Source organism: Treponema sp. OMZ 790, from assembly GCF_024181285.1.
In the GTDB taxonomy this organism is placed as follows: domain Bacteria; phylum Spirochaetota; class Spirochaetia; order Treponematales; family Treponemataceae; genus Treponema_B.
Window position 1 is genome coordinate 1,139,536 of record NZ_CP051201.1, and the last position, 15,337, is coordinate 1,154,872.

The following is a 15,337-nucleotide window of genomic DNA, read 5'->3' on the forward strand; positions in this document are numbered from 1 at the left end:
TTTTATAAATTGGTAATCTTTTGTAATTCTTTCGGATTAAAGAGCCTGTGAATGTCCAAAATTATTAAATATCCCGGATCTCGGCGGACAACGCCGTTAATGTATTCCGCTCCGATACCTGCTATCATTTGAGGCGGAGGTTGTATTTCTTCTTTTTTTACATCGACGACACGGGCAACCCTGTCGATTATGATACCGATTTTGTTGTTTTCAACCTTTATGATTATAAAGCCGCCTAAAAATTCATCCCCTGCATCCAAAGAAGCTTTTTTTATGTGAAATCTCTTGTGAAGACTTATTACCGGGATAATCTCACTTCTTAGGTTAAAAATTCCTTCGACATAATACGGAGCATTGGGAATCGGTCTTACATCTTGAACCCTGACTATTTGGTCAACATCCATAATTTCTACACCGTAAAGCTCTTCTCCAAGTTGGAATGTAACTAATTTTAAAAGGTTATCATTTTCAACCTTGGCCTTTTTATTAAGGCCTCCTGCATTTGCCATATAGTTCCTTCCTCCAATATCTTATGATATTACCACACATACATATAAAATTCAAGTGGAAAATGGAGTTTTGTCAATTTTTTATCATTCCTTCAAAATAGTTTATTTTCATTGCAGAGCGTACCGAATGAGTTGTGGCAGTTGCCTTTTCCCTAGCTTTTTTGGTGCCCTCAATCAGGATTTGATACACCGAAGGGAGGTCTTTTTGAAAGGCTTCCCTTTTTTCCCTGATGGGTCTAAGTTCTTCCTGTAAAATATTGTTTAAGAATTTTTTTATTTTAACGTCGCCGAGACCGCCTTTTTGGTAATGTTCTTTTACCTCGTCCAAGCACGAATAATCGCTCCAGAATTCCGGGAAGTGCTCGTTTCGGGTAAAGGCATCGAGATAGGTAAAGACGGGGTTTCCTTCAACCTTTCCGGGATCTTCCACACGGAGATGATTCGGGTCGGTAAACATTCCCATTACCTTCTTTTTGATTTCTTCGGGGCTGTCAGAAATATATATACAGTTACCGAGCGACTTACTCATCTTAGCCTTTCCGTCCGTTCCGGGAAGCCGTCCGCAAGTCTTGTTCGAGGGCAAAAGCTCCTTAGGCTCTACCAAGGTTTCCCCGTAAAGGGAATTAAAGGAGCGGACAATTTCTCGGGTCTGCTCAATCATCGGCATTTGGTCTTCGCCTACGGGAACCGTATTTGCCAAAAAGGCGGTAATATCGGCTGCCTGACTGATAGGGTAGGTTAAAAAACCTACAGGGATACCTGCATTAAAGCCCCGCATTTTAATCTCATTTTTTACCGTCGGATTCCGCTCAAGGCGGGCAAGGGTTACAAGGTTCATATAATAAAAGGTAAGCTCGCAAAGCTCAGGAATTTGAGTCTGCACAAGGATTGTCGATTTTTGAGGATCTATTCCGCAAGCAAGATAGTCCAAGGTAACTTCAACAACGCTTGTCCTAACCTTTTCAAGATTATCCGCATTGTCGGTCGTAGCCTGTGCATCCGCAATCATAATATAAATTTCGTCGTATTTACCCGAATTTTGCAAGGCAACCCTGTTTTTTAATGAACCGACATAGTGCCCTATATGAAGTTTTCCTGTGGGTCTATCCCCGGTCAAAATAATGTTTTTCATCTAAAGTCCTTACCCATTAATTGCCAAATGCAATTCATCCAGCTGTTTTTGGTCCACTTCGCCGGGGCTGCCGTCCATGGGGCTTACCGCAAAGGAGTTTTTCGGGAAGGCAATTACTTCTTTTATCGAACTTTCGCCTGCCATAATCATAACTATTCGGTCAAGACCGGGAGCAATGCCTCCGTGGGGAGGAGCTCCGTATTTAAAGGCTTCGGTTAAAAAGCCGAATTTCTTTTCTGCCTCGCTTTCATCAAAGCCTACAATTTTAAAAATACGCTTTTGAAGTTCGGGATTGTGGATTCTTATGGAGCCTGATGCTACCTCATATCCGTTTAAAACCAGGTCGTAAAGGTCGCCTTTTACGGGTTCGGGATTTTCTTCCATCGTTGCAAGATATTTTTCCTGAGGAGATGAGAACATGTGATGAGCCGGATCCCACTTGTTTTCTTCCTCGTTCCATTCAAAGAGGGGGAAGTCTACAATCCAGACAAATTTAAACTCGGCGGGGTTTAAAAGTCCCAAATCTTTTCCTAGCTTGCTTCTGACTGCCCCTAAGGCTGTGCAGGCAATCTTGTACTTATCGGCTACAAATAGAATTAAGTCTCCCTTTTCGGCTCCGAGTTTTGAGCAAACCTCTTTTTCCTTTCCTTCAAAGAATTTGGAAATACCTCCTTCGAATTTTGCTCCTTGTTCCGTTACCTTAATCCAAGCCAAGCCCTTAGCCTTGTATATTTTTGCTGCGGCTTCAAGTTCTTCAATCTTTTTGCGGCTGTAGGCTTCGGCCTGTCCCTTTACTACCAAGGCTTTGACGGCTCCGCCTGAAGAAAGAGCATCTTTAAAAACCGCAAAGTTTCCGATTTCTGCCATAAAGGCGGCGTCCTGCATCTTCATTTCAAAACGCAAATCGGGTTTATCCGTGCCGTAAATATCGATAGCCTCGTCATAGCTAAGCCGTTCGAAGTTTTCAGGAAGCTCAACATTTATGCTCTTTTTAAAAGCATACTGCATCATGCCCTCGGTCAAAGTTAAAACATCTTCGCGGGAGGCAAAACTCATTTCAATATCTATTTGAGTGAATTCGGGCTGCCTGTCGCCGCGGGCGTCTTCATCGCGGTAGCAGCGCGCAATTTGAAAATATTTATCAAAGCCCGAAACCATTAAAATCTGTTTATAAATTTGCGGAGATTGAGGGAGGGCATAGAATTTTCCGGGGTAAAGGCGAGAGGGAACGAGATAGTCGCGCGCGCCCTCCGGCGTGGACTTAATAAAGGTCGGCGTTTCAATTTCCAAAAATTCTTTTGAGGTTAAAAACTCCCGCACCGCAAAGGCGAATTTGGAGCGCAAAATAATATGCTCCTGCATAGACTTTGAGCGCAAATCCAAATACCTGTATTTAAGACGCAAATCCTCGTTTGCGTTTGTTTTTTCGTCAATTTGAAAGGGAAGCACCTCGCTTTTTGAAAGCACTTCAATCTTTAATGCCTTAACCTCGATTTCTCCTGTTGCCATTTCCCTGTTTATCATGGAATCGGGGCGCAGCCGTACAAGCCCCTCAACGGCAATACAAAATTCCTGCTTGAGGCTTACCGCAAGGGCCTTTAATTCTTCGCTTGCATCATCGTCCACAACAACTTGGGTCAAACCGTAACGGTCGCGTAAATTTAAAAAAGTAATACCGCCGTGATCCCTCTTTCGGTGAATCCAGCCGTTTAAAACAACAGTTTTTCCTGCAAAATCCTTGTTTAAGCCGCCGCAGGTTACGGTTCTTTGCATTTTTTCCATAATCAAATATTATAGTTAAAATACAAAAGCTGTGCAATAGGGAGAAAATTATAAACATTTAGTATAAATTATAATAGGTCTTGTAAAAGCTTTTTATTTAGTTTATTATCAAAAAGGAGTTTTTATGAAAAAAATTATTATTCTAATTATGCTTGTTGTCTTATGTTTGACTTGCACAGGCTGCATAGATATTGTACAGCATATAACCCGTCTGCCTGACGGATCCGAGCAAAATACAATAAGAATAACTGTTTCTAAAATGATTTTTGCTCTTGTGGCAGGAAGCTCTTTCAATGAAGATAAAAATTATGAAGAATTTTTTAATGATAAAGAAATTAAAGAGCTTATTGATATTCCGGAGTTGAGCCCTTTTTCGGCGAAAATATCAAAAATAAATGATCCGATTGATATTGGCTACTTAATAGACATGAATATCAATTACAATGATAAAAATATTCTAAAAAAAATAAATTCCCAAGACTCAATAGATTTTATTCCAAAATACACAGGTGAAAAAGCAATAATTAATTTGACTGCTTTTTCAGAAAAATCAAATGAAAAACCTAATAATGATGAAGCCGCTATGGCATTACTGGCATCAGGAAAATATAGATTATTAATAAGTAAATCCTGTATAAAAAATATCAGCAAGGTAGTTCTTAAAAATGATAAGGAAGAACTTGATTATACATTTTTAGATTTATATGACCAATTTTTAATTGAAATTCCTATACCTATACTTTTTTCCGAAAAGGTAGTTTTGGAAATATATTTTTAAAAAAGATTAAATTTTTTTAAAAAAATTTTACTCTTGACTTCAAATAATCTCTACAATAATTATAAAAGGGGAAATTTTTTCTTCTTTAAAAAATTATTGGAGAGATGAAATATGGAAAAACTTTTTAAAATTACCCTCCGTAATGACTACGCATTTAAGAGAGTATTTTGGAGCAGAAGAAAACAAGGATATTCTACAGGACTTTCCGGAATGTATACTGGATATTCCGCCTGAAAATATTGCAGGATTGGAGCTCGTGGATAAGGAGTTTCATAAAGATAAGATGTACACTGAAAACTTAAAAACAGGAGAAGTATATACAAAATTACCTAGATGTATTACAATAAACATAGTAGGTGAAGGGTTTAATCTTAACTCGCTTATTCACAGTGAGTATAATGTAGTTGAAAAGCATTTAAACGACATACTTTCCGATGAACTTGAAATCCACTTTTTAAACTTAGCCAAGGTAAAAGAGCAAGAAGAAAATGTCGAACATGATGAAAAGAAAAAGAAACTTTATAACCGGCTAAGGTTTATCAAAATAAGCTTGAAACTGCCAGACTGATGAGGAATGAAAATCTTGGAATTGACTTAATTTCAAAGATTACCGGCCTCAGCGAAGAAGAGGTGGAGAAACTGTAAATTAGGAGAGGGCATTACTAAATTGGTTATTAAGACTTTTAAAAATCCCTTCGCAGCCTTTGCGTTCCTTGCGGTTAATTTCCTCACAGATTTTTTATCTTGACATTTTGCAGTTTGTAGAGTACAAAGAGAGAAGTTCAAAGTACGAAGGTCGAAGAGCGATGTTCGACATTCGTACTTCCAATCGTTCGACATTCGTAATTTCCGACATTTGCACTTCGCCCTTTCTTTCATTCGCACTTCCCATGGGAAACTTAACCGGCTAATATTTTAAAATTCCAACTCAAAAACAATATTCACTTCCGCTGAAACTTCAATTTGCCCCATAGGCGAAAAATTTCCGTCTGAGGACTCATCGTAGGCTTGTTTCATGTTTTGAACAGCATAGGCTCCTGTATACCCGCGGGGTGACATTCCTGACGGGTTTTCGCTTATGCTTATTATCTTGCCTAGAGAAAGAGGTTTCCCTCCGTTAGAAGCCGCCTTACAAAGGAGGTTAGCTTTTTCTTCAGCCGCTTTTACGGCTGTAACCCTTGCCTCGTCCATCAGTTTTCTCATGTCGGCAACAGAAAAACCCACATTGTAAATTCTATCTACGCCTGTGTTTAAAAGATCCGTTAAAAAAACTTCGTAATCTTCGATTTTTGTAAGAAGAACTGCTATATTTTGGACAACCTCGTAGCCGTCAAAATATTCATTACCGTTGTCTCTGTACCTGTATCTGGGGTTAATATTTACGCGTTCAATACTGATATTTTTTTGCTCAATTTTATACTTTTCAAAAAGCTCTTTTAATTTTAAAATAGCAACATCGTTTTTATTTTTTGCTTCAGATAAATCCTTATCCTTTGAAAAAACCGAAAACGAAATCGAAACCTGATCGGGGGATTTTAAAATTGCGGAGCGTCCTGTAACGCTTATAAAACGAGCTTCGTTTGCTGCAGGACTACATGCATTAAATAAAATAAAACTTATATATAAAACTCCGATAAGTCTTATACTTTTGATAATAGAATTTTTCATAAAGCCTCCGAATTTGCACTTGCAAAAAGGTAAAAAAACTTTGTAAGTAGTATACTAAAAATAACAAAATTTTGCCCGATAAAGTTACGATTTTTTATTTTTAGTCTTTTAAAATCGATAAAACTATGCTATCATTTACATAGGAAAAAGTTTTTATGGAGTTATAATAAACAGCTCGGTAGGAATTCTACCTCGCTGTTTATTTTCGAGTTTGCCTTTCAGGCAAACATCGTTATATTGTATGCGGTTTGAGAACAAACCGCTTGAAAAAACTTTTTGTAAGGATTTGATAAATCCTTACAAAAAGTTTTTATGGAGGAACTTATGAAAATAATGATGGTCACAAGTGAACTTGTTCCTTTTGCAAAAGTAGGAGGATTGGCTGATGCGGTTACCGCATTATCTACAGCATTAGCAAAAAAAGGGCACGACGTCAGAATCGTAATGCCTCGTTATTATAAGATAGATAGAAAAAACTTAAAACAAATTCCCGGAGCAATGGCCGTTCATCTCGGCGGTTATGAACATTGGGTAGGAGTGTATGAATCTGTTTTGCCTTCTTCAAAGGTAAAGGTTTATTTTATAGACCATGAACAAGCATTCGGAAGAGACGGTGTTTATGGGGCTTATTTTGAACCCGATTTTTCCGATAATCCAAAAAGATTTTCTCTTTTAGCCCATGCCGCCTTCCAAGTTTGTAGAAAACAGGCGTGGATTCCCGACATTGTGCATGCCCATGATTGGGCTACAGGATTAGTGCCCGTACTTTTACGCTTTACCGAAAAAAATACCGAATTTAAAAATACTGCAAGCATTTTTACTATTCATAATATGGGATATCAGGGTGTTTATTCTAAAGAAACTTTCCCCGATACAGGCCTTGATTGGAGCGATTTTTATAATACGGGTTTTGAAGACTGGGATAGAATAAACTTTTTAAAAGCAGCTATTGTTTCATCCGATATGCTTACCACAGTATCTCCTACTTATGCAGAAGAAATCAAACGCCCCGAATTCGGTTTTAGAATGGACGGAATCTTGCGTTACAGAGAAAAAGATTTAACGGGAATTTTAAACGGAGTAGATACCTCAATCTGGAATCCTGCAAAGGATGAATATATTCCCTACAGATATACTTCCAAAAACCTTGAAGAAAAGGAAAAAAATAAGACGGTTTTACAGGAAAGAATGGGACTTGAAACAGATCCGTCCATTCCCGTCTTTGGAATGATAAGCCGATTGGTTGATCAAAAAGGAATTTCCGAGCTTTTCGGTCCAATGTACGGCTCGGCCTTTAAGATATGCTCCGATATAAAACTTCAAATGGTTGTGTTAGGGGCAGGAGAAGCTTGGTGCGAAAAAGAACTTCATTTTCTTTCCCAAAGATTGCCGAACTTTAGGTGTTACATAGGTTATGATGAAGAATTAAGCCATCTAATTGAAGCAGGAAGCGATTTTTTCTTGATGCCCTCAAGATATGAACCTTGCGGCTTGAACCAAATGTATTCTCTTCTTTACGGAACCCTGCCCATAGTCCGAAAAACAGGAGGCCTTGCAGACACGATAGAAAACTACAATGAAGAAACCGGAGATGGAACGGGTTTTGTGCTTGAATACTTGAGCCCTCAAAGCATCTATGATACGGTCGGCTGGGCAACTTATGCATGGTATAATAAAAAAGATCATATAAAAAAGATGAGAACCAAGGCCATGGGTAAAAAGTTCGGATGGACCATAGCTGCGGAAAAATATCTAAAAGTATATGCCGATGCTATTGAAAAAAAAACGTCCATAATATAGACTAAAGAAAAAAGAGGAGGAGGTCTTTACACCTTATTTCTATGATAAAATATGTAACTTCATTTTTTAAAGCAATCAATGCAAATGCTCATCCGGGAGATATCGCTCATGCAGCGGCTCTGGGGCTTTTTTTGGCAATATTACCGAAAAATAATTTAACCTTTACTTTTTTATTTTTTTTATCGGTGTTTATCAGAATCAACAAAGGAGCTTTTTTTATATCCTTTATCTTGTTCGGCTTTATAACCCCATTTATGGATGTATTGATAAATAATATCGGCTTTTGGGCAGTTCAACTTGCTTTTTTACGACCCGTTTTTATTGCTTTGGAAAACATTCCCTTTGTAGCTCTTTTTAAGCTTTCAAATACAATGGTCTTGGGCGGCATAATTTGGGGACTTATACTGTATATTCCTGTATACATCTTAACAAGAATTATAACAGCAAAATATCGAAAATATATGCAGCCTTCTGTAGGTAATGTAAAGGGTGCCGGTTTTTTGGGTAAGATACCGATTCTCCGTCACTTAACAAAAATTTCTGATATAAAGGACAACTTTTAATATGACAGATAAAAATAACGAAACATTGCAAAAAGATGAATTAAAAGCCGCCAAGAAGGCTGCCAAAGGAGCTAAAAAGCTCGAAAAGGTAAAAAAACTTTTTAAAAAACGCTACACCAAACGAGCCCTTAATCGAAAAATTTACAAAAAGATCTTTATTCCGGCGGATAAAGATTTTATCCAAGGTTTTATAGTTTCAAGCATTGATGAAAAAACAAATAAAGAATATTTCGAATTCGATAAAACAAAGATAAACGATAAAACTCAACTAAAGCGAATAAACAAAATAGCTTTGGAAATAGGCAGGCAAAAGGGAAGGGTGAATATTCCTGCTGTGTTAGGTGCTTTGGCTTGCGTTTTTGCAGTTTTGTTTTTTGTATATATTTTTAGAAATGTATTGGCAAAAAAAATAGTTGTAGGAACTTCCGAGGCCGCCTTCGGTGCAAAATGCGAGGTTAGCCTTGTAGACTTCGATTTATTTAAAACCCGATTTAGAATTCAAGGATATAAGGTTGCAAACAAAAATCAGCCCATGCGTAATTTATTTGAGATTAAAAATATAGACTTTTATTTTAATCTTTTGGAATTAAGCCGCGGAAAATTTGTTGCAGAAAATATGGCTATAGAAGGTTTTACATGGAATACGGCACGGAAAACCTCAGGAGCCTTACCGCCTAAAAAACAAAAACCTGTCGATCCCAATAAAAAACCTAATCCCATTACCGAACTTATAAATGATGAAGTTAAAAAGGTACAATCGCAAATATCGGTAGACAGCGGTTTAAAAGCCGTTCAAGACCAAATAGATCCGAGAAAAATTCTTGAACGAGAAAAAGCGGCCTTTAAAACTCCGGAAATTACAGAGAAAATAATAAACTCCGTAGACCCGATGGCTCAAAAATGGATTAAGACTAAAGATGATGTAGAAAAGCAAGTTGTAGATACGGTTGAAGCTGTTCAAAAATTAATAGCCATAGATATAAATAAAATTAATGATGTAAAACAGCTGCAAGAGTTAATCGAAATTATTCAAAAAGTGGTTAAAACAGGACAAGATGATTTCAATTTGGCAAACCGCCTTTTTATCGATGTTCAAAACGATATTAAAGATGTTGACCGCATGGCACGGGATGCAGGTGCTGCGGTTAAAAACGATATAAACCGCTTAAATAAAATCGCAGGGCAAATCAAGTCCATAAATGTCGACACCGGAAAAAAACTTATTGCTGATCTTATAAATACCTTTATAATAAATACCCTTGGTGTATATTATCCTTATTTTGCACAAGGAATGGCTCTTTTACAAAATTCACAAAAACAGCCTAAACAAGAAAAAGAGCTTACATTGGCTCAAAAATCAAGGGCTATGGAACGCCTTCCCGGTAATACTTTTATATTCGGAAAAGATTCTGTTCCGACATTTTTAATCCGAAATATTTCGCTTTCGGGTCATCATCCTGAAAAGGATGTATTTGAAATCGGAGGAACCGCAAAGGCTATAACCAACGATTACGACAAACTGGGTGCTCCGCTTACAATCAATTTAAATGCAGCCCATGGAAAATTAAAGGAAACTGCAGAGGGTATAATAGATTTGCGTTCTTATACCAAAGAGCTGGTTGATACGGGCTTTACCTTTGAAGGCTTGGACATGGATATACCTTCGCCTGCAGATGCCGTTCCTTCTCTTACAGGCGTATTAAAAACAGGAGGCGGTGTAAAGGTCTCTAAAAATAAGGATGTGGTTATAGATGCAAATATGGAAATTATGAAAAGCGTTCTTACCGTTCAAAAGTTTGAACCGGCCTTCGTTTTTGAAATCTATCAAAATGTTCTATCCGATATTAAAAATATAAACGTAAAAACTCTTCTTACAATAAATAGGGGTGAAAGATTTAAGCTCGATGTGGATACCGATGTCGATAATCAAATTGCTGCAGCCTTAAAAAAAGAATTTGCAAGGCAGGTTGAAAAGGTAAAAGCTGAGCTTATACGACAGGGGCAAAAATGGCTCGATGAACAAAAAGAAAATTACAAAAAAGAAATAGATGCTTTTATGTCGGCAGCAAATAAGGCTAAAAAACTTCTTGATGACGTAAAAAACTACGAAAAAATATTGGACAAGAAAAAGGCTGAAGCCGAAAAACGCATAAAAGATATTGCTGCTGGCAAGATAAAAGATGTTCAAAATGAGGTAAAAAAAGAAGCCGAGAATAAGGTAAAAGATATCTTTAAAGGATTCGGGTTTTAATGTCCTTAAACAATAAAGAAATTGACCTCATTCTTGATGAACTAAAATTAGAAGGCTGGTTTATTCAAAAAATAAGTCAGCCCTCTTATACAACCTTAGTTTTTTATCTTTATAAAGATAAACCTTTGACTCTTTTTATTTCTCTTGAAGCCGGTGCATGCAGACTTCATTCTACACGCAAAAAAATTCCTAAATCCGATAAACCGATGCGTTTTATGGAACTTTTGAAATCCCGAATCAAGGGCGGGAAAATCATAAAGGCCGAACAATTAAACGAGGATAGGATTATCCGTTTTCACATTGCAAGCGGGGTGGGGCTGTTTTTTCTGTATTTTAGAATATGGAGCGGGGCCGCAAACATAGTTTTGACCGATGAAAATGATCTTATAATAGACGCATTTTACCGGCGCCCAAAACGAGGAGAGATTTCCGGAGGGACATGGATAACTCCTGATCCGCAAAAAATAAAAAAACAAGATTATTCCGTTCGAGAGTATGATAAAACAAAAAGTTTTAACGAGGCTGTCGAAGAGTGGTATATAAATAATGCTCCTCGAGTTTCTAAAGATGCCTTATTGGCAGAAGCCGAAAATATTTATGGTTCTAAAATTGTAAGAATCGAAAAAGCTCTTTTAAGACTGAAGGCGAAAAGGGAAGAATTTTTAAATGCTCAAAGCTTAAAAAACGCAGGAGATTTGCTTTTTTCAAACCTGCATCTGATAAAAAAAGGAATGAATTTTGTTGAGCTTGAAGATTACACAAAAAACGGCACAAAAATAAGTATCAGCTTGGATCCTTTAAAAACGCCTCAAGAAAATGCGAATCTCTACTACGAAAAATATAAAAAAGCAGTTTCAGGTTTGGATGCCTTGGAAGAAGATATTCTGTCGGCAGAAAAAGAAATAGAAAAACTAAAAGAAAAGATAGAAAAAATTAAAACTGAAGAAAATCCGTATTTAATTCAAAAAATTCTTCAAAAAGAAAAAATCCCTGTTCAGCAAAAAACTAAAAACACAAAATCGGCTCCGGGTTTAAAATTCTTTTGTGACGGTTGGACTATTTTGGTAGGCCGCACGGCCGCCGAAAACGATGAGCTTTTACGGCATTTTGTTAAGGGGGCAGACCTTTGGCTTCATACAAGGGATTATGCAGGCGGCTATGTCTTTATAAAGGCTAGGGCAGGGAAGAGTATCCCATTGCCTGTTTTGATTAAGGCCGGAAACCTTGCTGTCTTTTATTCAAAGGCAAGAAAAAATGCACAAGCCGATCTATATACCACTCAGGTAAAATATCTGCGGAGGGCAAAAAACGCACCCAAAGGAACTGTTCTTCCGGCCCAAGAAAAAAATCTTTCCATAAAATTGGATGAAAAAATCTTAAAACAGTTGGAAGAAGAAAAAATATCGGTTTTATAGGTTTATAAATTCTACTGAGGGATTTGCATTTTTACTCATTGTTAAAATTCCGTAACTTTTATTGGAGCTCATTCGCGGTCTTGATGCTGAGCCGGGATTTATAAAAAACATACCGTTTACTTCTTTTATCATAGGTACATGTGTATGCCCAAAAATGCAAACCTGACACGAATGCTTTACTGCAAAATTTGAAAGAGTGTTCAGTTCAAAGTCGACATAGAATTCGTGTCCGTGCGTTAAAAGAATTTTTTTTCCGCATACTTCCAAAAAAATAATTTCAAAAAATTCCAAAAGCTGTTCCGGATTTTTTTTAAACCCGAAGCCCGTTTTTCCCGCATCCAAATTTAAGACATATTTTTTTGAATCGCAATTCCCCATGACAAGAGCTGCTACAGGAGGCATGCATTCCATCAATTCTTTTTCGTATTGTGAAATTGTTATATAATTTAAAAAATCTGCAAGGCCGTCTCCCGAAAACAACACAGCATCCGACTTTTTTCCTTCACGGCATAAGATATTAATTATCGTATCCGCATTACCGTGTGTATCCGAAATCAAAATAAGACGGGCACTGTCCGCGTATTTTAGTTTTTTAAGAGTTTCAGGGGAAGCAAAAATTCCTTTATCAAAGTGCTCCAACGAGTTCACAATTTATGCACCCCCTTCAAGGTTGTCAGGATTTATAATTCCGTCATTTTCCGTTTCATTTTCTTCCGATTTTTCTTGATTGTCCGAGTTGCCTTCTTGATTTTCTTCAGTGTCTTTGTAAATTAAAAGATATCTATGCGATTGAAGTCCCGTATCGGAATCGGTATACGGTTTTATTATATAATGATTAGGAAATAGGTCTTTACCCAATATGGTTTGTGCAGTAAAAAAAGCTTGTTGAAATTCTTCTATTGGGAATATTTTTATCTGTTTATTGTGTGCATTTATATCCTCACCGGCAAAAATTGCTGCAACAAGCAAGAGCATAACCTCATTGTCACTTATTAAAAAATCTTTTTCTTCATTTAACAATTCTTTAGGAATTTGAAAATCGACTACAATGTCTGAAGCGGCTTCTAAAGGGAGTATTTCATCCATCGGTAAAAGGCTTATTATCGTAAGATTAGGATTTTTCTCTGCCGCATTAATGAGATATTTTCCGCCGTCTTCCGGAATACCTATTGAAATAAGAATTGTAGTTTTTTGTTCTTCAATTTTTTCATTTATCATTCTGAGACGAGGAAGTTTGCTTTTTTTTACCATGTCGGAATAGGGTAAAACTTGAACATGAGAATCAGAGCTGCCCAAACCATATTCGTTTTCAAGATATTTTAAGATATCTTTCCGTTCATGATAATCTTTTCCAAGCACGATGAGTATATTGTTTTTGATAATTCTTTTGGGTTTTATTTTTTCGTAAACAACTTCTTTTTCTTTATTGTTATTACACGAAATAAAGAAAAACGTGAAAAGTAAGCTTATAAAAATTAAGAAAATTAAAAGTTTTTTTTTCATAAATAATTTTTCCTTTTTTTGTCTTTAAGTTTTAGTTTAAAAGGATATAAAAAGTATATCAAAATTTTATGGTAAAGGAAAGAGGAGGCGAAAAGATTTTAATGTTCTTTTCTTTAATTTTCCATTAAATACCCCGAATAAGTAGACAGAACATACATTATAGGAAGTTTTATAAAGGCTTTTTTTGTAAGAACGGTTTGGATATTTATTTTTTAAGTTTTTATACTTGAGCCCTTTTACTTTTTTATCCTTTTCAGCTGCCAAGAATAAACCTTAAAAGGAACAAAATCAGGATATAGATCTACAATATTATCCACTATTTTTGTATCTTCTTTTGTAACAACTTCCTTATAACCGATTATTTCTTGAAACCCGTCAGGCATTTTTATTAATTGAACTCTGCCGATAAAATATCCCGGATGATTTTTTTTTGTAAAAGCAAGCAGCTATGTCGTCTTCTACTTTAAACGAATAATTTTGAGAATATATCCCCAAAACACACAAAATAAATAAAATTGATATAAAATATTTACGCATTTTTTTCCTCCATGTTTTTTATTTTATATAAGGTTTGCCCTAAAGGTTTTCCCTTTTAGTTCTTTTAATTCTGCATAGGCAAAATTCCCTATCAAACTTTCAGGCGGATTGCCTTGGATTACGGCCATTTCTCCTTGTTCGGTGTGCCCGAAAAGCTCGGAACTGTCATTCCTTGAATGGGATTCAACCAAGATATCGGCCTTTTTGCCCAGCTTAGCCTTCATCTTTTTTGCCGTAATTTTTAGCTGTAAGTCAATAACTCGCCCGAGTCTTTCTATTTTTATTTCTTCAGGAATTCTGTCAGGATAATTAAAGGCCCTTGTTCCTTCACGCGGATTATAATGATACATAAAGGCTGAATCGAATTCTACTTCATGCATCAAGTCTAATGTAGCTTTTACATCATCTTCAGTCTCTCCGGGAAAGCCCATCAAAATATCCGTACTCAAGGCTATGTCGGGAATGGTTTCTTTTAGACGTTTTATTCTGTTTTTATAGTGTTCTATAGTGTAAATCCTGTTCATTTTTTTTAAAATTGCATCGGAGCCGTGCTGGACAGGAAGATGAACAAGTTTGCAAAGTCTTTTTTCTGCAGCGATTGTGTCGATTAAGGCATCGGACATATCCTTAGGATGGCTTGACATAAAGCGTATCCATCTTATCATATCGGTTTTGTCTGCCTCTCTTGCTATAAGGCGTAAAAGCTCGGGAAAATTTATCAGACTCCCCTCCCCGTCTTCTCCTTTGTATGAGTTTACGTTTTGGCCGAGCAGGGTAATTTCTCTTACTCCCCTTGATGAAAGTTCGGTAATTTCATGCAAGATTTCATTTACCGGACGGGAAACCTCCCTGCCCCGAACATAGGGCACGATACAATAGGTGCAAAAATTATTACAGCCGTTCATAATCGGCACATAGCTTTGAAAAGATTTAGGTGAATGAGAAAGAGGAGCAAAATAATAATTGGATGAAGGCTTTTCTTCGATATTGTTGCTTGCAAACTCGGCCATATAGCTTGAATCTTTGAATCTAGCTTCAATTTCATCAAAAATTTGCGGCAGAAGGTTCCGCTCAAACATTCCGACAACATAATCGATAAGGGGAAATTCTTCCTGTATTTCGGTATAAAGTCTTTCAGCCATGCAGCCGATCAAAAGCACAAAAAATTTTCTCTTTTTTTTCAAACCGGAAAAATGTCCTAATCTTCCTAGAACTCTGTTTTCGGCAGTTATACGCACGGAACAAGTATTGATTATAAGCAAATCGCAGTGCTCGGCATCGGATGCAGCTGTCCATTTTTTTTCAAGTAAAATTTGTTCCATTGATGAGGATTCAGCCTGATTCATTTGGCAGCCGTAGGTTTCAAAAAAGTAAGTCATAAATTCCGAATATTTTAAAG

At 36.7% G+C, this 15,337-nt stretch carries 13 protein-coding genes and 1 pseudogene; 6 read left to right on the forward strand and 8 right to left on the reverse strand.

The features are described from left to right. Nucleotides 1-2: 2 nt before the first annotated feature. From E4O01_RS05595 to aspS, 3 genes are all read right to left on the reverse strand, one after another. A complete protein-coding gene (locus E4O01_RS05595; protein ID WP_253694799.1) occupies nucleotides 3-509 on the reverse strand; it encodes a chemotaxis protein CheW in 507 nt (168 codons plus the stop codon). A 73-nt stretch (nucleotides 510-582) separates the two neighbouring features. Beyond that, a complete protein-coding gene (gene trpS / locus E4O01_RS05600) occupies nucleotides 583-1,641 on the reverse strand; it encodes a tryptophan--tRNA ligase (RefSeq protein WP_253694800.1) in 1,059 nt (352 codons plus the stop codon). Between the two features lie 9 nt (nucleotides 1,642-1,650). Continuing rightward, nucleotides 1,651-3,414, reverse strand: coding sequence for an aspartate--tRNA ligase (aspS, locus tag E4O01_RS05605; protein ID WP_253695181.1), 1,764 nt, complete (start codon nucleotides 3,412-3,414; stop codon nucleotides 1,651-1,653). Between the two features lie 133 nt (nucleotides 3,415-3,547). On the opposite strand from aspS, the gene E4O01_RS05610 reads away from it, so the two are divergent. Next, complete coding sequence (locus E4O01_RS05610; protein ID WP_253694801.1) at nucleotides 3,548-4,201, forward strand: hypothetical protein; 654 nt, start codon at nucleotides 3,548-3,550, stop codon at nucleotides 4,199-4,201. Between the two features lie 111 nt (nucleotides 4,202-4,312). Continuing rightward, nucleotides 4,313-4,745, forward strand: a pseudogene (locus E4O01_RS05615) (PD-(D/E)XK nuclease family transposase); the annotation flags it as partial. Between the two features lie 371 nt (nucleotides 4,746-5,116). On the opposite strand, the gene E4O01_RS05620 reads toward E4O01_RS05615, so the two are convergent. Then, entirely contained in the window at nucleotides 5,117-5,869 is a 753-nt protein-coding gene (locus E4O01_RS05620) for an SIMPL domain-containing protein (RefSeq protein WP_253694802.1), read from the reverse strand. Between the two features lie 324 nt (nucleotides 5,870-6,193). Here E4O01_RS05620 and glgA point away from each other — a divergent pair, with 324 nt between their 5' ends. The 4 genes from glgA to E4O01_RS05640 are packed head-to-tail and all read left to right on the forward strand — an operon-like array spanning nucleotide 6,194 to nucleotide 11,898. Then, on the forward strand, nucleotides 6,194-7,669 hold the full coding sequence (glgA, locus tag E4O01_RS05625; protein ID WP_253694803.1) for a glycogen synthase GlgA: 1,476 nt from the start codon (nucleotides 6,194-6,196) through the stop codon (nucleotides 7,667-7,669). Between the two features lie 41 nt (nucleotides 7,670-7,710). Next, nucleotides 7,711-8,232, forward strand: a complete 522-nt coding sequence (locus E4O01_RS05630) for a DUF2062 domain-containing protein (protein WP_253694804.1) — start codon at nucleotides 7,711-7,713, stop codon at nucleotides 8,230-8,232. Nucleotide 8,233: 1 nt separating this feature from the next. Next, nucleotides 8,234-10,483, forward strand: coding sequence for a TIGR03545 family protein (locus tag E4O01_RS05635; protein ID WP_253694805.1), 2,250 nt, complete (start codon nucleotides 8,234-8,236; stop codon nucleotides 10,481-10,483). Next, a complete protein-coding gene (locus E4O01_RS05640) occupies nucleotides 10,483-11,898 on the forward strand; it encodes an NFACT RNA binding domain-containing protein (protein WP_253694806.1) in 1,416 nt (471 codons plus the stop codon). The genes E4O01_RS05635 and E4O01_RS05640 overlap by 1 nt, the downstream gene beginning before the upstream one ends. Here the strand turns inward: E4O01_RS05640 and E4O01_RS05645 are convergent. The 4 genes from E4O01_RS05645 to miaB form a co-directional block, all read right to left on the reverse strand. Further along, a complete protein-coding gene (locus E4O01_RS05645; RefSeq protein ID WP_253694807.1) occupies nucleotides 11,893-12,546 on the reverse strand; it encodes a metallophosphoesterase in 654 nt (217 codons plus the stop codon). The two genes, E4O01_RS05640 and E4O01_RS05645, sit on opposite strands and share 6 nt — an antisense overlap. A gap of 3 nt (nucleotides 12,547-12,549) precedes the next feature. Continuing rightward, the gene (locus E4O01_RS05650; RefSeq protein ID WP_253694808.1) at nucleotides 12,550-13,401 is read right to left on the reverse strand and encodes a hypothetical protein; all 852 of its coding nucleotides are present in this window, start codon (nucleotides 13,399-13,401) and stop codon (nucleotides 12,550-12,552) included. 236 nt (nucleotides 13,402-13,637) lie between these two features. Continuing rightward, complete coding sequence (locus E4O01_RS05655; protein ID WP_253694809.1) at nucleotides 13,638-13,784, reverse strand: hypothetical protein; 147 nt, start codon at nucleotides 13,782-13,784, stop codon at nucleotides 13,638-13,640. Between the two features lie 177 nt (nucleotides 13,785-13,961). Further along, nucleotides 13,962-15,317, reverse strand: a complete 1,356-nt coding sequence (gene miaB / locus E4O01_RS05660) for a tRNA (N6-isopentenyl adenosine(37)-C2)-methylthiotransferase MiaB (protein ID WP_253694810.1) — start codon at nucleotides 15,315-15,317, stop codon at nucleotides 13,962-13,964. Between the last annotated feature and the right edge of the window lie 20 nt (nucleotides 15,318-15,337).